The organism is Burkholderia sp. Bp9015 (assembly GCF_003853505.1).
In the GTDB taxonomy this organism is placed as follows: Bacteria; Pseudomonadota; Gammaproteobacteria; order Burkholderiales; family Burkholderiaceae; genus Burkholderia.
On record NZ_QTPZ01000003.1, the window covers coordinates 118882 to 139558 of the forward strand.

Below are 20677 nucleotides of genomic sequence, written 5' to 3' on the forward strand. Positions count from 1 at the left end.
CGGATCAGCGGCCGCGTGCGGCGCGCCACGCGATCCACAGCTTGCGGATCGGCGTCAGCGCGATACGCTGGTGCAGCACCTGGTAGCCGTCGCGCTCGATTTCGTCGAGCAGCGCGCCGGCCAGTGCGATCTGCGCACGCAGCGTGCGTTGCGCGCGGCGTTCGGACGCGGGGATCGCCGCGTCGGCGGCGGCGAGCGCTTCGCGCGCGCGGGCCGTCTGAAACTGCAGCAGCTCGCTGAAGGCCGGGCTGTAGCGGCGATTCAGCAGGTCGGCGGCGGTCACGTTGTAGCGTTGCAGTTCGTCGATCGGCAGATAGATGCGGCCGTGGCGCGCATCGTTGCCGAGTTCCTGCACGAATTGCGCGAGCATCAGCGCGTGGCCGGCCTGCGCGGCCCACGGTTGCGGTTCGGCCGGATTCGCGGCGCTTGCGCGCGCGACCAGCGACGCAAAGGTGCCGCCGACCTGCGCGATGTAGCGCTGCAGGTTCGCGAAATCCAGGTAACGCGCCTGTTCCAGATCCATCCCGTAACCGTTGACGAGCGTGCGCAGCGCGTTGGTTTCTGCGCCGATCGCCGGGTGGTGCTGCGCGAGCGCCTTCGTGACCGGGTGCGACGGTTCGCCGGCGGCGAGCGCCGCGAGTTCCTTGTGCCACCACGCGAGTTTCGTGTGTCCGACGGTCGGATCGCTGGTTTCCTTGACGGTTTCCTCGAGTTCGCGGCGCAGCGCGAACAGGGCCGTCAGGCGCGGTGCGGCGGCGAGCGGCGCCTGGCGCAGCGCGTAGTAGACGCTGGAGCCCGCGGGGGCGGCCTTTTGCTGACAGTAGTCGTCGAAGTTCACGGGTGGGGTCGTGGCGGAGGCGGGTTCGGGGGGGCGCGTGCCGGCGCGTGGCCGGCACGTCGAGCGCGGCATTCTAGCACCGCTGTCCGACGGGCGCCGGCGGGGCGAGACAATGCTGCGCGGATCGGGTAGAATCTCGCGCTCGCCTGATCGGGCGTGCCGGTTTTCGGGTTTTCGGGCCGGCATGACGCCCGGGCGCGTGGAGCACGCTTCTTGCGTGCCGCGCGGTCAGGCGACAGGAATGCGCGTGAGTGGCGAAATTGGTAGACGCACCAGGTTTAGGTCCTGACGCCCGCAAGGGTGTGCCGGTTCGAGTCCGGCCTCACGCACCATGAAGTCGAACGGGCTCCGCCCAGGACCGTTCAAAAAAAGCGCTGCCGGTCGGCTGACCGGCAGCGCTTTTTTGTTGATGACGATTTTCGCCGATACACGGCTCCTGTCCAGCGCACGGAAATTCGGGTCGCGTAGCGCGTATCATCTCTTCATTACAGTTCCCGTACGCAGTGCTCCCTGCCGAGGACCGTCCATGAAGAAGAACATCGCACACACATCGATTGCCGTACTCACGCTCGCGCTGGCCGTACCGGCATCTGCCACGACGGCCGCCGACAACGTCGCGTGGAGCGCCAGGTCCGTGCAGACCGGCGCAGCCTCCCCGGAGTGTTCGGCCTATTCGGGCCGGCTGATTTCGAGCGGGGTGTCGCTGTCGGGCGAAACCGTCCTGAAATCGATCGGCACGGCGCTGCTCGGTTCCGCACTGGGTTTCGCCAGCGGGTATCAGGGCGCGGTTCCCAACCCGTGTCGGCACGCGGGCTTGTGAGCGGCCGGGAGCGGACCGCCAATATTGCTACCGCATTTGATGAAAGGCGCCGCGCGTCGACCGACCGCGGCGCTTTGTCGTTCGGCGCGCGCCTAGTCCCAGAAACTCCGCACCGCGACCGCCACGATCACCGGCACCGAAAACACCAGCGGAATCGCGAAATACTGCGCTTCGCGATCGACGATCCAGCTATAGATCAACCACGCGACGCCGATCGCGAACGTGACGAGGCCGACCAGCACCGCGGCGATATTCAGGGCGAGCTTCGAAGGCTGGCGGCGCGCTTTGTCGTTGGTGTCGGGTTCGCGCGGAGACGATTTCATCTGAAGAGGGGCCCGGGCCTGGCAGGTATAAAAGCACAGGAAACCCCATCCGCACCGATCGCGCAAGGGCCGGCCCCATCTCGTTGGTGAGCGCGCGTTACAACCCGAACGACGCGGCCAGTTCGTCGAGCAGCTCGCGCTGGAACGTGACGAACCGCTCGCCCGGCTGCTGCGCGATCGCGAGGTCGAGCATCGGATCGGCGACCTCGGTGCGGATGCCGGCCAGTTCCTCGACGATCGCGAGTCCGCAGAACGGCACGTAAGCCTCCGAATAGCCGCCTTCGTGCACGATCACGAGCCGTCCGCCGCAGTGGCGCCGTGCCGCCTCCTTCACCGCCCGCGTCATGTACCGGTAACTGTCGGTATGCAACTGCATGCGCGCGAGCGGGTCGACCGCGCTGGCATCGAGACCGCTCGCGACGACGATCAGCTCCGGCCGGAACCGTTCCAGCGCCGGCAGCACGATCCGCTCGAACGCATGGCGATACGCGTCGTCGCCGCTGCCCGCGAGCAGCGGCACGTTCAGGTTCGCGCCGACGCCCGCGCCTTCGCCGCGCTCGTCGCCGCCGCTGTAGCCGGGCGGAAAGCAGCGGTCCTGGTGCAGCGAGATCGTCAGCGTGTCCGGATCGTCGTAGTAGATCGACTGCGTGCCGTTGCCGTGATGCACGTCCCAGTCGATCACCGCGACGCGCTCGATCGCATGCTTCGCGCGCGCGGCCTCGATCGCGATCGGGATGTTCGCGAGCAGGCAGAAGCCCATCGGGCGATCGCGCAGGCAGTGATGGCCGGGCGGGCGCGACAGCGAGAACGCGTTGGCCGCATGCCCGCCGACGACCGTGTCGACTGCCGCGATCGCGAGGCCGGCGGACAGCGCGGCGATCTCGTAGCTCCCTTTGCCGAACGGCGCGAGATCGCCGAGGTCGCCGCCGTTCGCATCGCTGAGCGCGCGGAACGCGTCGAGATAGCTCGCCGGATGAATCCGCAGCAGATCGCCGGTGGTGGCCGGCGCGGCACCGCGCAGGTCGAGGTGAGCGGCAAGGCCCGACGCCTGCACGAGCGACAGGAAGCGGCGCTTCGAATCGGGCGATTCCGCGTAGCCGGTGCTCGATGGCGGCTGGACCCAGCCGCCGACCGGGAAGAACAGCGCGTGCGTGCCGCCGGTGTGCCAGAACGTGCGTTCGTCGGTGAAGAAGGCAGTGCGATTCATGGATGTGCTTGACCTGTCACGGTTGGGAGGAAATGGCAGCCGCGGCAATCCGCGCGCGGCGATCGATATGGCGCAGCGCGGCGAACGACGCGATCGCGACGGCAGTGGCGGCCGCGAACAGCGCGTGCATCGTGCCGCCGGCATCGAGCAACAGCCCGGCGAGCAGCGGGCCGGCCGCGAGGCCCGTACCGATCACGAAATTGAGCGTCGCGACGAGGCGCCCGGACGTATCGATCTGTGCGACGGTCGCGAGAATGAACGGCAGTACGAACGTCCACGCGAACTTGAACGCGAAGATCGCGGCGCTGTAGCCGCGCGCATGCGGCAGCGCGGCGAGTGCGACGAGCGACGCCGCGAGCAGCGCGTAACCGGTGGCCAGCATCGTGCGCCGCGCAAGCCGGCCGCCCGCGCAGGATGCGAGCGCCGCGCCGGCAATCCCCATCACGCTCGCGATCGCGAGCACGTTGCCGGTCGCTTGCGGATCGAGTCCGGCTTCCGCTGCCGCGCGGCTCGCGAAGGTCCACACGCTGCCGATCGCGAGATAGAAGGTCAGCACCGCACCGATCGCGAGCGCGACGAAGCGCTGCGGCGTATTCGTCGCAGCGCCGCGCGCGGCCCGCGCCGACGCGCTCCGCGCACCGAGCGTCGCCGGAAAGCCGCGCGACAGCGGCGCGGCAAGCAGCGCGAGCACGGCCAGCGCGACGTACAGCGCGCGCAGCCCGAACCCGGCGAACACGTGTGGCAGCACGAACAGGCCGATCGCGCCGGCGATCAACTGGCCGACAACCCAGAGGCCGTACACGCGATCGCTGTTCTCGCTCGTGGCCGCACTGGTCATGCAGAGCACCATCAGCGAGCCGCCGCCGAGCGCGGTGACGGCACGCAACGCGAGCAGCGTGACGAAGCCGGGCATCCAAAGCGCGGTCAGGAGATTGCCCGCGCCGAACAGCGCGATCGCGCAGGCGGCAACGCGGCGCGCATCGACACGGCCGAGCCACAGGTACGACGGCACGGTCGCGAGGCTGAACGCACCGAGTTCGACGAAGAAGTAGGTGCCGATCTGCGACGCGGACAGCCCGAGCTGTGTCGCCAACTGACCGGCGACGGCCGGCGCGACGAGCAGCAGCAGCGGCGTGATGGCCGCGAACACGACGAGGGCGACGAGCGTCGAGCGCGCGAACCGCGACGCGCGGCCGTCGGACGGCAGTGCTGCATCGGTGGAGCAAAGGGTTTTCATGGCGGAATCTCGCTGGACGGAATCAGAACAGGTGGTACATGCCGACCATCGCGCCGAACTGCGATGCGCCGGCGAGCGGTGTCGGGTCGTATTCGTAGACGGTCTGCGAACTCTGGCCGCTGTTGCGCGCATAACCGAGGTTCAGGTAGGCGACGGTGCGTTTCGACAGCGCGTAGGTGGTGCTCGCGATGAACAGCGTCGGGCGGCCGATCGTCGGCGTGTGCGAATCGGTGTGGTAGACGCCCGCGTTCAGCCCGATTCCGCCCGACGTCAGGTAGCGCGCGCCGCCCCAGACGATCGTGCGCGCCGCATCGAGGTCGCCGGTCAGGCGTTCGACGCCCGCGTAGACGGTGAGCGGCAGCGTCGCGAACGCATAACGCGCGGCGAGCGTGCCGAGCTCGCGGCGGCGCGCGGACGCGTCGCCCGCCGCCGACGCGTCGCCGTGCGCCTGATGCAGCACCGCGCTGACCGACAGCCCGTTGCTCGTGTACTGGCCGCCGAGTTCGAGCACGCGCCCCGCGCGCGTATTGCCCGCGACGCCGGCCGTCGCGGCGAGGGCCTCGACATCGAAGCCGGCGAACGCCGGCGACTGGTACTTGATCGAGTGGTCGATGAAGTTCGCGTTCATCGGCACGACCACACCCTGGCCGCTGTACGACGCGTACCACAGCGGGTCGTAGAACAGCGTCTTGTCGAACAGCACGCTGAACTGCCGGCCGAGCGTGACGGTGCCGACGGGCCCCGCGATGCCGACGTACGCGCCGCGGAAGAACGCGTAGCCGGGGACGGTCGCGGTGCCGTCGTTGATGTTGAGACCCTGTTCGAGCTTGAACAGCGCGCGCCAGCCGCCGCCGAGATCCTCGGTGCCCTTGAGCCCGACCTGCGACGGCAGGATGCCGTAGTTCTGCAACTGCACGGCCGCGTGCCGTCCGTCGGCATGCGTCAGGTACTGCACGCCGGCGTCGAGCGCGCCGTACAGCGTGAGGGTCGATTGCGCGTGTGCGGCGAAGCTGCACGCAGCGAGCGCAGCGGCGGCCGTCGCCGTGCGGATGAAGCGGGGTGTCATCACGTGGGGTTCTCCATACCGTCCTGCATCGTTTGTCGTTGGTGTTGTCGCGACGCAGTGTCCGCAGCGGGAAAACCGGCGAACAGTCGTGCAGATGAACGGTATGGAAAACCCGCGGTGCACGGCATGGACGCGCCGCGACGCCGCGGCGCGGCGTGCTGCGCGGCAGCAACGGGCGGCGTCCCGTTCAAATGGATGGGGCTGTCGTGTACTCCGGCGGCGGCGCCCGCCAAAAATGCCGGTCGCTATAATCGGCCGGTCTGCGTTGCGCGCATCAGCGGCCCGATCGGGCAGGGGAGCGGAAGGTGAGGATCACGACGGATATCGGGCAGGATCTCGACGCGTTGCGCGACGTGCCGGCCGCGATCGTGCTCGAGGAATCCGCCTGGCCGCCGCTGCCGCCGCGCCGCGCCGATTTCGACGGCGTGACCCGCGGCGACGCGGCGCGGCGCGAACTCGGCCTGATGCTGCTCGATCTGTACGCGCTCGCCGCGCAGTCGGGCATCGGCGAATTCGAGTGCCGCTTCTTTTCGCTGCTGCAGGGGCTCATCCCGTTCGACGCCGCGTGGACCGGCGTCGCGACGCACGTGCCGACCGGCCCCGTGATGCACAACAGTTTCCTCTACCGTCTGCCGCATGCGTTCTTCAGCGACTGGAAACGCGTGCGCGACTGCGATCCGCTCGCGCAGCGCACGCTGCTCGGCGCGCACGGTCGCGCGGTGCGATTGTCGGTCGTCGAGCCCGGGTTCGACGCGCGGTTTCGCGACTGGTGCGTGAAGTACGGGCTGGCGCAACTGATGTGCGTGTGTACGCTCGACCGCCGCTTCGGGCTGACGACGTTCATGTCGATCTACCGCCAGGGCCTGAACCGTCCGTTCAGCGACGACGACGCGAGCCGCTTCGAGGAAGTGATCCCGCATCTGGCGGCCGCGCTGACGATCAATCGCGCGGCGCAGCTCACGCGCGAGCGCGGCGACGCGGTGGCGCCGGCGGCGCGCGCGCTGTGCGACAACTTCGGCGTGCTGCATCACGCCGATCACGGCTTCGACGACGTGCTGCGCACCGAATGGCCGGCGTGGACGGGCCCGCGCGTACCGGAGCCGCTGGTCGCGCACGTGCGGCGCCAGTCGGGCCAGCCGTTCATCGGCGATGCGTTGCGCATCCAGTGCGTGCCCGTCGCGGGACTGTTCCAGATCGAGGCGCGGCCGCGCTCGCTGCTCGACCGGCTGAGTCCGCGAGAGCTGGCGGCGATCCGCTATTACGGTGCCGGCCGTTCGCACAAGGAGGTCGCGCAGCAGATGGCGATTTCGCCGACGACCGTGCGTCACTACCTGCGCTGCGCGTACCGCAAGCTCGGCATGCACGACAAGAGCCAGATCGCCGGCGTGCTCGGCGCGACGGGCGGCCCGACCGACGACGAGCCGGTGGAGGCAGGTGGCGCGGCGCGCTGAATCGTTCGTGCCGGCACAGGCATGCGGGTGCTGGCACGAATGGTTGTATCCGCAACCATTGAGCGTTATGCTCGTCAGCTCCCGGTAGACGGATTTCCATCATGAACGACACGAATTCAGGGTCGGTGCGCGTGGCGGTGGTCGGTGTCGGCGCGATCGGCGGGTTGCTCGCGGCCGCGCTGTCGCGGGCCGGCATGACGGTGAGCGCATTCGCGCGCGGTGCGACGCTCGATGCACTGGACACGCACGGCGTGCGCGTGATCGACGAGGCGGGCGTCATGTCGTCGGTCCCGGTGCGCGCGAGCGACGACGCGGTTGCGCTCGGCGTGCAGGACTACGTGGTGATCGCGCTGAAGGCGCAGGCGCTGCCGGCGCTGGCCGCGCGCATCGCGCCGCTGGTCGGGCCCGGCACGGTGATCGTCGCCGCGATGAACGGGCTGCCGTGGTGGTTCACGCACGGGCTCGCGGGCCCGCTCGACGGCGTGCCGCTCGACGCGGTCGACCCGGCGGGTGCAGTCTCGGCGGCGTTGCCGCCCGCACAGGCGATCGGCTGCGTCGTGCACCTGTCGTCGAGCACCGATGCACCGGGTGTCGTGCGCCGCGGCCGCGGCAACCGCCTGATCGTCGGCTCGCCCGACCATCGGCTCGCCGCGCCGACCGCGCGGTTCGCGGCGGCGCTTGCCGCGGGCGGCTTCGACGTCGAGTCGACGCCGGCGATCCGCACCGAGATCTGGGCGAAGCTGTGGGGCAACATGAACATGAATCCGTTGAGCGCGCTGACGGGGTCGACCGCCGAGCAGCTGCTCGACGATCCGTTCACGCGGGATCTCGCGTTGCGGATGATGGAGGAGGCGGCCGCGATCGGCGCGAAGCTCGGCCTCGATGCGGGGATGAGCGGGCCGGAGCGGATTGCCGTGACGCGCAAGCTCGGCGCGTTCAAGACATCGATGCTGCAGGATTTCGAGGCCGGGCGGCCGCTGGAAATCGGGCCGATCCTCGGCGTGTTTCCTGAACTGGGGCGCAAGCTCGGCGTGCCGACGCCGTATTGCGACGCGGTGCTGGGGTTGCTGCGTCAGCGTGCGGCGAACAGCGGGCTGTAGCGGAGGGAGAGCGCGGCGGCGATGGCCGGCATGCAGGGAAGAATGACGAAACGGCGAGCGGTCGCCCGGGCCGCCGCCCACGCTTGCGCGACTCGGGCGGCCCGCGGGATTCATCCGAATAAATCCGGGTAAAGCGGCAGGCGCCTGAAACATGTGCGCGGCCGCAGCGATTGCAGCCCATGCCGCACCTTCGCGATAGGGGCGGCGCCGACTACGCCCGCCAAGCGGTTCAGTCGTCGCGTTCGATCGCGCTCGCGACCACCTTGTCGAGCAGCCGCTCGAACGTCTGGCGCTCGCTGTCGGACAGGCACGCGAGCAAGCCTTCATTCCACTTGCGCACGATCGGCATGATCTTGCGATGCAGCGCGCGGCCGTCGGTGGTCAGCGCGATCAGCACGATCCGGCCATCCTCCTCGCTCGCGCTTCGCTCGAGCAGCCCCTGGCGCAGCAGCGCTTCCGCCGCGCGGCTCGCCTGGCTCTTGTCGAGATTGGTGTGGCGCGCGAGATCCATGATCGAAAACGGACCGAAGGCGCCGACGGCGGCGATCACGCGCGCCTCGGGCAGCGAGATGTCCAGCTTGTGCCGGTACACGTCGGCGATCCCGCGGTCGGATCGCTTCGCGAGCGCATGGAGGCGATAGGTCAGAAACTGGTCGAGCCCGGCTTGTCGGCCTTTCATGTCGAATCCTGAAGAAAAAGGGCGGGCCCGATTGTTCCTGTATCGCGCGCTCGGGTCAACGGTCAGTGTGCGCCGTACTTCAGCCGTGTCAACTGTTCCGCTTCGTTCGCGAGCAGGTTCGCCGCGTCGCGGATCGCGACGTCGAGCGTGATCGGGCCGGGCGCCGGCGAGAAGCAGCCGGAAAAGTGTTCGGACAGGCGCGGCAGTGCGGCCGGGTCGACCGCGCCCGACAGCAGCGACGCGGGCACGCCCGCGACCCGCGCGTGGCGGCACGCGATGAACGGCGCCTTGCCGTGCAGCGTCTGCACGTCGGAGCGGCCTTCGCCGGTGATCAGCCAGTCGGCGCCGGCCAGTGCCGCATCGAGCCCGACCTGCCGCGCGACGACTTCCGCGCCGGCTTCGAACTGCGCGCCGAGCATGTGCAGCGCGAAGCCGAGGCCGCCCGCGGCGCCGGCACCGGCCAGGTCGCGGCAGCGCCGGTCGAGCGCGGTCTCGAGCAGGTCGGCGAAATGGCCGAGCGCGGCGTCGAGGGTCGCGACCTGCGCGGGCGTCACGCCCTTTTGCGGACCGAACACCGCGGTTGCGCCATGCGCGCCCGTCAGCGGGTTGTCGACGTCGGACATGCCGATGAATTCCGCGTCCTGCAGGCGCGGATCGAGCCCCGCCGCGTCGATCCGCGCGATGTCGGCGAGTCGTGCCGGCACGGGTTCGACCGGCTGGCCGGCCGCGTCGAAGCATTGCAGGCCGAGGCCCGCGAGCAACCCTGCGCCCGCGTCGTTGGTGCTGCTGCCGCCGAGCGCGACGAAGAAGCGGCGCACGCCCTCGTCGAGCAGCGTGCGGATCGCTTCGCCCATGCCGCGCGTGCTGCGCGCGTCGACCGGCACGCTCATGCCGACCGCATCGGTAATGCCGACGATCTCGGCAGTCTCGACGATCGCGGTGCGCGCGTCGATCACGCCGACCGCCGCATCGCGTGCGGCGAGCGACGCGCCGGCCACCTGCAGCGTGCGCCGCGTGCCGCCGCCCGCCAGCATCGCGTCGAGCGTGCCTTCGCCGCCGTCGGCCATCGGGCAGCGGCGCACGACCGCATCGGGCCGGGCGCGGCGGATGCCGGTGGCGATCGCGTCCGCGACCTGCTCGGCGGAAAGCGAGCCTTTGAACGAATCGGGCGCGATGACGACGACAGGCGCGGACGGGTGTTGCGGCATGGTGTCTCCGGAAGGCGTGATTGGTGTGAAGAATGGCGGCCGCGGCCGCGGCGTACCTTCAATCGGAGCTTACAGGATGGTGGGCCCGCGGTGGATACGGCGTTCGGCATAGCGGCGATCCGCGCGCGGGAGCGGGCGGCACCGCGGGTGCGCACGGTTGTCGTGCCGATCTGGCGGTATGAGGAAGATTGTTTGCTAGAATAGTCGATTCTTCCGGCCAAAGCCGTGCTCCGAGCCGCTTGCGCTAGCCATCCGGCGCGTGCAGGGATGGCGTGGCGCTCCGGCGCGGCGTGTGCGTGAGACGCACCTCACGCCGCAGGCAGGCACGGCAAGGAAAACCCGATTCGCTCGAATAATTTTAGGACGATTGAAGCCATGGCTAACGTTGTTGAGAACCTCGGCAAGCTTGAACGCCGCGTGACGATTTCCCTGCCGAAGGACACCGTGCAGAAGGAAATCGACGCCCGTATCCAGAAACTCGCGAAGAACGTTCGCATGCCGGGTTTCCGCCCGGGCAAGGTGCCGCTGAAGATGGTCGCCCAGCAATACTCGGGTCAGGTCGAGGCGGAAGTGCTGAGCGACAAGATCGGCCAGGAATTCTTCACGATCAGCCGCGCGGAAAACCTGCGCGTCGCCGGCCAGCCGAGCTTCGAGCCGAAGCAGGAACAGGCTGAAGATGCGTACGCGTTCGACGCGACGTTCGAGGTCTACCCGGAAGTGAAGATCGGCGATCTGGCGACGGCTGAAGTCGAGCGCTCGACGACGTCGATCGGCGACGCCGAAATCGACCGCACGCTGGACATCCTGCGCAAGCAGCGCGTGCACTACCACGCTCGTGGCGAAGCCGGCGAGCACGGCGACGGCGGTGAGGACACCGCAGCGAAGAACGGCGACCGCGTGACGGTCGACTTCGTCGGCAAGATCGACGACGTCGCGTTCCAGGGCGGCACGGCCGAAGACTTCCCGTTCGTGCTCGGCGAAGGCCGCATGCTGCCGGAATTCGAAACGGCGGCGCTCGGCCTGAAGGCCGGCGAACAGCGCACGTTCGAGCTGAAGTTCCCGGACGACTACCACGGCAAGGACGTGGCGGGCAAGACGGCGCAATTCACGGTCACGATGAAGAAGATCGAATGGCCGCACCTGCCGGAAATCGACGCCGAATTCGCGAAGTCGCTCGGCATCGAAGACGGCGACCTGACGAAGATGCGCGCCGAAATCAAGGAAAACCTCGAGCGCGAAGCGAAGCGTCGCACGCAAGCCATCGTCAAGAACCAGGTGATGGACGCGCTGCTGAAGATTTCCGAACTCGACGTGCCGAAGGCCCTGATCGAACAAGACCAGCAACGTCTCGTCGAAATGGCTCGCCAGGATCTGGCGCAGCGCGGCGTGCCGAACGCGAAGGACGCACCGATCCCGGCCGAGATGTTCGCCGAGCAGGCGGAGCGTCGCGTGAAGCTGGGCCTCGTGCTGGCCGAGCTCGTGAAGTCGAACGGCCTCGAAGCGAAGCCGGAACAGATCCGCGCGGAAGTCGACGAGTTCGCGAAGAGCTACGAAGACCCGAAGGAAGTGGTCCGCTGGTATTATTCGAACCAGCAGCGCCTCGCCGAGATGGAAGCGTTCGTCGTTGAAAGCAACGTCGTCGACTTCGTGCTGGGCAAGGCAAAGGTGACGGACAAGGAAGTGAGCTTCGAGGCACTCGCGAGCGCATCGGCGCAAGCGTAAGTGTTGCTCTAGCGGCGTGCCGGCTGTCGGAGCGACGGCCCGCACGCCGTTTTTACGTCAAGCGCACGGTTGCCATTAATATGGCGATTGAGCGGGCGGCTTCCCTCCGTTCAATTTTCCATTCGAACAAGGTTCATTGAATGATCACTCGCGCTGAATTGCTGGACATGCTTGCTTCGAACGCGCCGCAGGGTTTCGAGGCGCAAGCGCTGGGGCTGGTGCCGATCGTCGTCGAAACGAGCGGCCGCGGCGAGCGTTCGTACGATATCTATTCGCGTCTCCTGAAGGAGCGCCTGGTGTTCATGGTCGGCGAAGTGAACGACCAGACCGCCAACCTCGTGGTCGCGCAATTGCTGTTCCTCGAGAGCGAGAATCCCGACAAGGACATCAGCCTCTACATCAACAGCCCGGGCGGCTCGGTGTCGGCCGGCATGGCGATCTACGACACGATGCAGTTCATCAAGCCGGACGTGTCGACGCTGTGCATGGGTCTCGCGGCCAGCATGGGCGCATTCCTGCTCGCGTCGGGCGCGAAGGGCAAGCGCTTCGCGCTGCCGAACTCGCGCGTGATGATTCACCAGCCGCTCGGCGGCGCACGCGGCCAGGCGTCCGACATCGAGATCCAGGCACGCGAGATCCTCTACCTGAAGGAACGGCTGAACAACCTGCTCGCGCAGCATACGGGCCAGGACGTGGAGCGCATCGCGCGCGACACCGACCGTGATAACTTCATGTCGAGCGAGGACGCGAAGGCTTACGGGCTGATCGATCAGGTGCTGCTGAAGCGCCCGTGAGCTTAAGTGGGGTGCCGCCCCGATTTGCGCGGCGCCCCTGCAACGTCCCGAGTGCCCTGAGCATCTGCGGCAAGCGCATCCAGCCGACTCCGGTCGCGCCCTAGGCGCGGCGTTCGGAGCATTCGGCGTATCATGTCATCTACCTGTCCGGAGGCTCTACATTCATGGCGGACAAAAAAGGTTCGAACAGCGAGAAGCTGTTGTATTGCTCGTTTTGCGGGAAGAGCCAGCATGAGGTGAAGAAACTCATCGCGGGCCCGTCGGTATTCATCTGCGATGAGTGCATCGACCTCTGCAACGAGATCATTCGCGACGAGGCGGCTGCCGCCGGCGTCGAGGCCAGCCTGTCCCGGTCGGATCTGCCGAGCCCGCAGGAAATTCGCGACATCCTCGATCAGTACGTGATCGGCCAGGAGCGTGCGAAGAAGATCCTCGCGGTGGCCGTGTACAACCACTACAAGCGCCTGAAGCATCTCGACAAGAAGGACGACGTCGAGCTGTCGAAGAGCAACATCCTGCTGATCGGCCCGACGGGCTCCGGCAAGACGCTGCTCGCGCAGACGCTCGCGCGGTTGCTGAACGTGCCGTTCGTGATCGCCGATGCGACGACGCTGACCGAAGCCGGCTACGTCGGCGAGGACGTCGAGAACATCATCCAGAAGCTGTTGCAGAACTGCAACTACGAGGTCGACAAGGCCCAGCGCGGGATCGTCTACATCGACGAAATCGACAAGATCAGCCGCAAGTCGGACAACCCGTCGATCACGCGCGACGTGTCGGGCGAGGGCGTCCAGCAGGCGCTGCTGAAGCTCGTCGAGGGCACGATGGCGTCGGTGCCGCCGCAGGGTGGCCGCAAGCATCCGAACCAGGATTTCATCCAGGTCGACACGACCAACATCCTGTTCATCTGCGGCGGCGCGTTCGACGGCCTCGAGAAGGTGATCACCGATCGCACCGAAAAGACGGGCATCGGCTTCGGCGCGACGGTCAAGAGCAAGCAGGAACGCGACGCGGGCGAAGTGCTGCGCGAAACGGAACCGGAAGACCTGATCAAATTCGGTCTGATCCCCGAATTGATCGGCCGTCTGCCGGTGGTCGCGACGCTCGGCAAGCTCGATGAAGCCGCGCTGATGAAGATCCTGGTCGAGCCGAAGAACGCGCTCGTCAAGCAGTATCACAAGCTGTTCGCGATGGAGCGCGTCGAGCTGGAAATCCGGCCGGGCGCGTTGCAGGCAGTCGCCCGCAAGGCGATCCGCCGCAAGACCGGCGCGCGCGGCTTGCGTTCGATCATCGAACAGGCGCTGCTCGACGTGATGTACGAGCTGCCGGCGATGAAAGGGGTCAGCAAGGTCATCATCGACGAGAACGTGATCGATGGCGACGGCAAACCCCTGCTGATCTATGAGGACACGCCGAAGGTGGCGGGTTCGAACTGACCGGCTTGCCGACGATGTTCTGCGAAAAAGGCCGTTCATGAGATCGTGGGCGGCTTTTTTTCGTTTATCTTGTGGGTAACTCTGACTCGACACGCGGTGGTTACTTTCTTACCGAATATTTCCCGCACTTGAAGGCTTGCAATTCGTTGTGGCGGCCTCAATTACCGAACAATTGATTCCACTCATGGGGAAATGAAATGTCAGGCACCCAACTTCTCCCGCCGGAACGCATCACGCTCCCGCTGCTGCCGCTGCGGGACGTCGTCGTTTTCCCGCACATGGTCATTCCGCTCTTCGTGGGCCGGCCGAAATCGATCAAGGCCCTCGAAGCAGCGATGGAAGGCGGCAAGCACATCATGCTCGTCGCCCAGAAAACCGCGGCCAAGGACGAACCGACCGAAAAGGACATGTACGAGGTCGGCTGTATCGCCAACATCCTGCAGATGCTGAAGCTGCCGGACGGCACCGTGAAGGTGCTCGTCGAGGGCCTGCAGCGCGCGAAGGCGTTGTCGATCGAAGAACAGGAGACGCAGTTCTCCTGCGAAGTGATGCCGCTCGAGCCCGATCACGCCGACAGCGCTGAAACGGAAGCGCTGCGCCGCGCGATCGTGTCGCAGTTCGACCAGTACGTGAAGCTGAACAAGAAGATCCCGCCGGAGATTCTCACGTCGCTGTCCGGCATCGACGAAGCCGGCCGTCTCGCGGACATGATCGCCGAGCGTCTGCCGCTGAAGCTCGACCAGAAGCAGCACATCCTCGAGATGTTCCCGGTCATCGAGCGCCTCGAGCACCTGCTCGCGCAGCTCGAAGCCGAGATCGACATCCTGCAGGTCGAGAAGCGCATCCGCGGGCGCGTGAAGCGCCAGATGGAAAAGAGCCAGCGCGAGTACTACCTGAACGAACAGGTCAAGGCGATCCAGAAGGAACTGGGCGAAGGCGAAGAGGGCGCGGATCTCGAGGAACTCGAGAAGCGCATCAACGCCGCGCGCATGCCGAAGGAAGCGAAGAAGAAGGCCGACGCCGAGCTCAAGAAGCTGAAGCTGATGTCGCCGATGTCGGCGGAAGCGACCGTCGTGCGCAACTACATCGACACGCTGATCGGCCTGCCGTGGCGCAAGAAGAGCAAGGTCAACAACGATCTGTCGAACGCCGAGCAGGTGCTCGACGAGGATCACTTCGGCCTCGAGAAGGTGAAGGAACGCATTCTCGAGTACCTCGCGGTGCAACAGCGCGTGGACAAGGTCAAGGCGCCGATCCTGTGCCTCGTCGGGCCTCCGGGCGTCGGCAAGACCTCGCTCGGCCAGTCGATCGCTCGCGCGACGAACCGCAAGTTCGTCCGGATGGCGCTCGGCGGCGTGCGTGACGAAGCCGAGATCCGCGGTCACCGCCGCACGTACATCGGCTCGATGCCGGGCAAGATCCTGCAGAGCCTCGCGAAGGTCGGCGTGCGCAATCCGCTCTTCCTGCTCGACGAAGTCGACAAGATGGGCATGGATTTCCGCGGCGATCCGTCGTCGGCGCTGCTCGAAGTGCTCGATCCGGAACAGAACCACACGTTCGCCGACCACTACATCGAGGTCGACTTCGACCTGTCGGACGTGATGTTCGTCGCGACGTCGAACTCGCTGAACATCCCGCCGCCGCTGCTCGACCGGATGGAAGTGATTCGTCTGTCGGGCTACACGGAAGACGAGAAGGTCAGCATCGCGCAGCGTTACCTGCTGCCGAAGCAGAAGAAGAACAACGGTCTGAAGGACGGCGAGATCGAGGTCACCGAGCAGGCGATCCGCGACATCATCCGCTACTACACGCGCGAAGCCGGTGTGCGTTCGCTCGAGCGGGAAGTGTCGAAGATCTGCCGCAAGGTCGTGAAGATGCTGCTGCTGAAGAAGGCATCGGGCGCGATCAAGGTCGACGGCGAGAACCTCGATACGTTCCTCGGCGTGCGCAAGTACGACTTCGGCCTCGCGGCGAAGGAAAACCAGGTCGGTCAGGTGACGGGCCTCGCGTGGACGGAAGTCGGCGGCGACCTGCTGACGATCGAAGCCGCGGTGATGCCGGGCAAGGGCAACGTGATTCGCACGGGTTCGCTCGGCGACGTGATGAAGGAGTCGGTCGAGGCCGCACGTTCGGTCGTGCGCTCGCGTTCGCGGCGTCTGGGCATCAAGGACGAAGCGTTCGAGAAGCAGGACATCCACATCCACGTGCCGGAAGGCGCGACGCCGAAGGACGGTCCGTCCGCCGGCGGTGCGATGACGACCGCGCTGGTGTCGGTGCTGACGGGCATTCCCGTGCGTGCCGATGTCGCGATGACGGGCGAGATCACGCTGCGTGGCGAAGTGCTGCCGATCGGCGGGCTGAAGGAAAAGCTGCTGGCTGCGCATCGCGGCGGCATCAAGCTCGTGCTGATCCCGGAAGAGAACGTGAAGGATCTCGCGGACATTCCGGACAACGTGAAGAACGCGATCGAGATCGTGCCGGTCCGCTGGATCGACAAGGTGCTCGAGCTCGCGCTCGAACGTACGCCGACCCCGCTGCCGCCGGAAGAAGAGGCGAAGGCTGCGGCACCGGTCGGCGAGGCGGCCAAGGATGCCGGTTCGACGGAAGTCGTGAAGCACTGAGAACCTGAACGCCGTCGCTGACGGTGGTTCGCGAAACCCGCGGCGAGTCCGCGGGTTTTTTTATGCGCGTCGGGATCGTGTGTAGCGTCGCGCGTTAAAAATTTTTGCGCATGGGCTTGGCAAAATGATCGGGGATGAATTAAACTTGCGGGCTCGCTGGTTGTTGATGCCGAAACGCAGATCGCAGCCAGAACGAATCGGAAACGGGTGCTTAGCTCAGCTGGTAGAGCGGCGCCCTTACAAGGCGTAGGTCGGGGGTTCGAACCCCTCAGCACCCACCAGTTTCACGATTCAGCCAGACCAAGGAGCGGTAGTTCAGTCGGTTAGAATACCGGCCTGTCACGCCGGGGGTCGCGGGTTCGAGTCCCGTCCGCTCCGCCAGAAAATGAAGAAGCCCGCCTCGTGCGGGCTTTTTCATTTGCGTCGTTGATCGCGCCCGCTCGCGGGCGCGTGACTGCGGAGTGGAGGAAGCCGCCTGCGCGGCTTCCGGCGGGACGCGAAGGGCTGCGCGTGCACGCGCAGCCGCGGCCTGCAGGATGTAGGCGAGTCCCGTCCGCTCCGCCAGAAAATGAAGAAGCCCGCCTCGTGCGGGCTTTTTCATTTGCGTCGTTGATCGCGCCCGCGCGTTGCGCACCTGCTTTTCTCCCGTGCCACCCCGTATGTTGTAATATCGGACGTTTTGTCCAATTTTCCCGTCACGCATGCTCGATTTCTTCCGTAATCACCAGCGCCTGATGATGGCGCTCCTGCTCCTGATCGTGTTGCCGGGGCTGGGTTTCGTCGGGATCCAAGGTTTCCGCGGCTTCTTCGACGACAGCGCGAACGTCGCGGCGATCAACGGGCACAAGATCACGCGGGTCGAATTCGACGGCGCGTTCCGTCAGCAGGTCGACCAGGCGCGCCAGGCGCTCGGCGGGCAGTTCGACATCAAGGCGTTCGACACGCCCGAACATCGCAAGCAAGTACTCGACGGCCTGATCCAGCAACGCGTGCTGGCCGACGAGACGCAACGCCTGCACCTGACCGCATCCGACAACGCCGTGCGCGATGCGCTGATGAGCGACCCGATGATCGCGTCGCTGAAGAAGCCCGACGGTTCGATCGACGTCGAACGCTACGCGCAGCTGCTGTCGTTCCAGGGGATGACGCCCGAGCAGTATCAGGAGCGCGTGCGCTACAGCCTCGCGCTGCAGCAGATTCCGGCGAGCATCATCGCGAGCGCGTTCACGCCGAAGGGCCCGGCGCAACGCCTGTCGGAGCTGGCCGCGCAGCAGCGCGAAGTGCAGGCGCTGCTGCTGAAGACGAGCGACTACGCGGCGAAGGTACAGCCGACCGACGCACAGCTCGCCGCGTACTATGACGCGCGCAAGCAAAGCTTCGCGACGCCGGAAACCGCGACGATCCAGTATCTCGTCTATTCGCCGGCCGCCGCTGCCGCGAGCGCGCAGCCGACCGAGGCGGACATCAAGAAGTTCTATGACGACAACCCGACGCACTTCCGCTCGGAAGCGCAGGTGCGCGTGAGCCACATCTTCATCGCCGCGGCGAGCAGCGCGAGCGCGGCCGACAAGGCAGCCGCGAAGGCGAAGGCCGAGCAGTTGCTGGCGGACGTGAAGGCGCATCCGGACCAGTTCGCGCAGATCGCGCAGAAGAGCTCGCAGGATGCGCCGTCGGCTGCGAAGGGCGGCGATCTCGGCTTCATCACGCGCGGCTCGACGGCGGGCGGCAAGGCGTTCGACGATGCGGCGTTCGCGCTGAAGCAGGGCGACGTGAGCGGTGTCGTGCAGTCGGATCTCGGCTTCCACATCCTGAAGGCGACGGAAGTGAAGCCGTCGGTGGTCAAGCCGTTCGCGGACGTGAAGGACCAGATCGCAATCGACCTGAAGCAGCAGTACGCAGCGAAGGCATTCACGGACAACGCGGAAGGCTTCACGTCGACCGTGTATGAAAAGGCGAAGACGCTGCAGCCGGCCGCCGACAAGTACAAGCTGACGATCCAGACGGCCACCGTCACGCCGACGCCGAATCCGCAACTGCCGCCGACGAGCCCGCTGAACAATCCGAAGTTCCTCGCTGCCGTGTTCGCGAACGATTCGGTGAAGAGCCAGAACAACACGCAGGCGATCGACGTGGGCAACAACACGCTGATCTCGGCGCGCGTGACCGACTACAAGCCGGCTGCCGTGCCCGCGCTCGACGCGATCAAGGACGTCGTGCGTCAGAAGGTCGTTGCCGAGCAGGCTGCGGAACTCGCGAAGAAGGACGGTGCGGCGAAGCTGGCCGAGCTGCAGAAGTCGAAGTCGGCCGACGGCTTCGCGGCTGCGCAGAAGGTGTCGCGCACGCAGTCGCAGGGTCTGACGCCGGCCGCGCTGAGCGCCGTCTACAAGGTCGATGCTAAGACGCTGCCGGCGTACGTCGGTGTCGACCTCGGTGCGGACGGCTATGCGATCTATCGCGTGAACACGGTGATCGCGGGTACGGCCGTCGATCCGCAACAGCTCGCGGCCGCGCAGCAGCAGATGGCGCAGGTCGAAGCGCAAAGCGAAGGTGAAGCATATCTCGCCGCGCTGCGCGACCGCTCGAAGGTGAAGGTGTACGGCACCACGCAGAGCCAGTCGCAGGACGGCGGCAACTAAGCCACGACCCAGCGCCAACCAAGCGAAGCGCCGTTCACGGTTTCGCATGCAGCAACAAGAAGCCCCGCTCGAAGCGGGGCTTTTTGCATTGCGGCGGTGGCGAGTCGCGAGGTCAGCCGCGCGGCTTGCCGAGCAGCGGTTTCAACGCCGGCCAGACGTTGTCGAGCAGGATGCCCTGCGCCTGCTGCGCGGGATGCATCTGGTCCGGCTGGAACATCTCGGGCTTGTTCTCGATGCCGGCGAGCAGGAACGGCACGAGCGGTACGCCGAGTTCCTTCGACAGGCGCGTATAGACCGCATGGAACTTCTGCGTGTAGTCGGGCCCGTAGTTGGGCGGCACGTACATGCCGACCAGCACGACCTTCGCGCGCGCCTGCCGCGCATCGGCGATGATGTCGCGCAGGTTCTGCTCGGTCGTCGCGAGCGGCACGCCGCGCAGCGCATCGTTCGAGCCGAGCTCGACGACCACGATCGACGGCTTGAGCCGTTGCAGCACCGCGGGCAGCCGTGCGCGGCCGCCGCTCGTGGTGTCGCCGCTGACGCTTGCATTCGCGACGCTATAATCGATTCGCTCGGTCGCGAGCCGTTGCCGCAGCAGCGCAACCCAGCCGGTGTCGCGCGGCAGCCCGTATTCGGCCGACAGGCTGTCGCCGAGCACGACGAGCGCGGGCTGGCCCGAGGTCGGGGCCGCCGCCGTCGCGGCGCGTGCGGGCATGCTTGTTGCGGCCAGGGTTCCCAGCAGTGCGGCGAGTGCCGCGCGCCTTTTCCAGCGGAATGTCGTGTCCATGTTCAAGATTACCGATCCGATCATCGAAGTCCATGACGTGTGCAAGCGGGTTGCCGATGCAACGGGCGAGCTGACGATCCTCGACGGCATCACGCTCGCCGTGCGGCCCGGCAGCAGCCTCGCGATCGTCGGCGCATCGGGGTCGGGAAAATCGACGCTGCTCGGCCTGCTTGCCGGGTTGGACAGCGCGACGAGCGGCACGGTTCGCCTGCTTGGCCGCGCGCTCGACCAGCTCGACGAGGACGAGCGTGCCGCGCTGCGCAACGGCGCGGTCGGGTTCGTGTTCCAGTCGTTCCAGTTGATGCCGCACCTGACGGCGCTCGAGAACGTGATGCTGCCGCTCGAACTGCAGGGCGGCATCAGTGCGCGCGACGCGGCCGATCGTGCCCGCGCGCTGCTCGTGCAGGTCGGTCTCGGCGAGCGTACCGCGCATTATCCGAAACTGCTGTCGGGCGGCGAGCAGCAGCGCGTCGCGCTCGCGCGCGCGTTCGTCACGCATCCGGCGATCCTGTTCGCCGACGAACCGACCGGCAGCCTCGATGCGGCCACGGGCCACGCGGTCATCGACCTGATGTTCGAGCTGAATCGCACGCACGGTGCGACGCTCGTGCTCGTCACGCACGATCCCGAGCTCGCGCGGCGCTGCGCGACGATGGTCACCATCGACGCCGGACGCATCGTCGCACCGCACGCGGCATAGCGCGGGACCGGATTTTTGCCGGCCGCGCCAGGTGCCAGGTGGATCGCCCGGT

17 protein-coding genes and 3 tRNA genes are annotated in these 20677 nt (G+C 66.8%); 12 read left to right on the plus strand and 8 right to left on the minus strand.

The genetic code is table 11. The features are described 5' to 3' along the window. Positions 1-4 precede the first annotated feature (4 nt). Complete coding sequence (gene hpnD / locus DIE12_RS04930) at positions 5-838, minus strand: presqualene diphosphate synthase HpnD (protein WP_124520051.1); 834 nt, start codon at positions 836-838, stop codon at positions 5-7. 245 nt (positions 839-1083) lie between these two features. Here hpnD and DIE12_RS04935 point away from each other — a divergent pair. Both DIE12_RS04935 and DIE12_RS04940 read left to right on the plus strand, forming a co-directional pair. Next, positions 1084-1170 (plus strand) — tRNA-Leu (locus tag DIE12_RS04935). Between the two features lie 194 nt (positions 1171-1364). Beyond that, positions 1365-1658, plus strand: a complete 294-nt coding sequence (locus DIE12_RS04940) for a hypothetical protein (protein WP_124520053.1) — start codon at positions 1365-1367, stop codon at positions 1656-1658. Positions 1659-1750: 92 nt separating this feature from the next. Here the strand turns inward: DIE12_RS04940 and DIE12_RS04945 are convergent, their stop codons facing one another. From DIE12_RS04945 to DIE12_RS04960, 4 genes are all read right to left on the minus strand, one after another. Then, positions 1751-1981 carry a hypothetical protein gene (locus DIE12_RS04945; RefSeq protein WP_044843684.1) on the minus strand — a complete coding sequence of 77 codons (231 nt, stop codon included), beginning with the start codon at positions 1979-1981 and terminating at the stop codon, positions 1751-1753. A 97-nt stretch (positions 1982-2078) separates the two neighbouring features. Further along, positions 2079-3188, minus strand: coding sequence for a class II histone deacetylase (locus tag DIE12_RS04950; protein WP_124520055.1), 1110 nt, complete (start codon positions 3186-3188; stop codon positions 2079-2081). A 16-nt stretch (positions 3189-3204) separates the two neighbouring features. Beyond that, positions 3205-4425, minus strand: a complete 1221-nt coding sequence (locus DIE12_RS04955) for an MFS transporter (RefSeq protein WP_124520057.1) — start codon at positions 4423-4425, stop codon at positions 3205-3207. Between the two features lie 22 nt (positions 4426-4447). Continuing rightward, on the minus strand, positions 4448-5494 hold the full coding sequence (locus DIE12_RS04960; protein ID WP_124486229.1) for a porin: 1047 nt from the start codon (positions 5492-5494) through the stop codon (positions 4448-4450). A gap of 302 nt (positions 5495-5796) precedes the next feature. On the opposite strand from DIE12_RS04960, the gene DIE12_RS04965 reads away from it, so the two are divergent. Beyond that, positions 5797-6942, plus strand: a complete 1146-nt coding sequence (locus tag DIE12_RS04965; RefSeq protein WP_124486230.1) for a helix-turn-helix transcriptional regulator — start codon at positions 5797-5799, stop codon at positions 6940-6942. Between the two features lie 101 nt (positions 6943-7043). Next, entirely contained in the window at positions 7044-8042 is a 999-nt protein-coding gene (locus tag DIE12_RS04970) for a 2-dehydropantoate 2-reductase (protein WP_124520059.1), read from the plus strand. A 229-nt stretch (positions 8043-8271) separates the two neighbouring features. Here the strand turns inward: DIE12_RS04970 and DIE12_RS04975 are convergent, their stop codons facing one another. Both DIE12_RS04975 and DIE12_RS04980 read right to left on the minus strand, forming a co-directional pair. Then, positions 8272-8721 carry a MarR family winged helix-turn-helix transcriptional regulator gene (locus tag DIE12_RS04975; protein ID WP_124486232.1) on the minus strand — a complete coding sequence of 150 codons (450 nt, stop codon included), beginning with the start codon at positions 8719-8721 and terminating at the stop codon, positions 8272-8274. Between the two features lie 62 nt (positions 8722-8783). Further along, entirely contained in the window at positions 8784-9929 is a 1146-nt protein-coding gene (locus tag DIE12_RS04980; RefSeq protein ID WP_124520061.1) for a glycerate kinase, read from the minus strand. A 375-nt stretch (positions 9930-10304) separates the two neighbouring features. Between DIE12_RS04980 and tig the strand changes: the two genes are divergently transcribed. The 7 genes from tig to DIE12_RS05020 all read left to right on the plus strand — a co-directional run bounded on the left by tig (position 10305) and on the right by DIE12_RS05020 (position 19138). Next, a complete protein-coding gene (tig, locus tag DIE12_RS04985; RefSeq protein WP_044843676.1) occupies positions 10305-11651 on the plus strand; it encodes a trigger factor in 1347 nt (448 codons plus the stop codon). A gap of 140 nt (positions 11652-11791) precedes the next feature. Continuing rightward, complete coding sequence (gene clpP / locus DIE12_RS04990; protein ID WP_006496351.1) at positions 11792-12445, plus strand: ATP-dependent Clp endopeptidase proteolytic subunit ClpP; 654 nt, start codon at positions 11792-11794, stop codon at positions 12443-12445. A gap of 164 nt (positions 12446-12609) precedes the next feature. Beyond that, on the plus strand, positions 12610-13881 hold the full coding sequence (clpX, locus tag DIE12_RS04995) for an ATP-dependent Clp protease ATP-binding subunit ClpX (RefSeq protein WP_006754177.1): 1272 nt from the start codon (positions 12610-12612) through the stop codon (positions 13879-13881). A 197-nt stretch (positions 13882-14078) separates the two neighbouring features. After that, on the plus strand, positions 14079-16502 hold the full coding sequence (lon, locus tag DIE12_RS05000) for an endopeptidase La (protein ID WP_044843675.1): 2424 nt from the start codon (positions 14079-14081) through the stop codon (positions 16500-16502). A 205-nt stretch (positions 16503-16707) separates the two neighbouring features. Next, positions 16708-16783 (plus strand) — tRNA-Val (locus tag DIE12_RS05005). Positions 16784-16806: 23 nt separating this feature from the next. Continuing rightward, a tRNA-Asp gene (locus DIE12_RS05010) sits at positions 16807-16883 on the plus strand. Between the two features lie 320 nt (positions 16884-17203). Then, the gene (locus DIE12_RS05020) at positions 17204-19138 is read left to right on the plus strand and encodes a SurA N-terminal domain-containing protein (RefSeq protein WP_124520064.1); all 1935 of its coding nucleotides are present in this window, start codon (positions 17204-17206) and stop codon (positions 19136-19138) included. Between the two features lie 112 nt (positions 19139-19250). Here the strand turns inward: DIE12_RS05020 and DIE12_RS05025 are convergent, their stop codons facing one another. Beyond that, positions 19251-19925 (minus strand): arylesterase, encoded by a 675-nt coding sequence (locus DIE12_RS05025; RefSeq protein ID WP_044843673.1) that lies wholly within the window; start codon positions 19923-19925, stop codon positions 19251-19253. Here DIE12_RS05025 and DIE12_RS05030 point away from each other — a divergent pair. Then, entirely contained in the window at positions 19924-20625 is a 702-nt protein-coding gene (locus DIE12_RS05030) for an ABC transporter ATP-binding protein (RefSeq protein ID WP_044843672.1), read from the plus strand. The two genes, DIE12_RS05025 and DIE12_RS05030, sit on opposite strands and share 2 nt — an antisense overlap. Positions 20626-20677 lie beyond the last annotated feature (52 nt).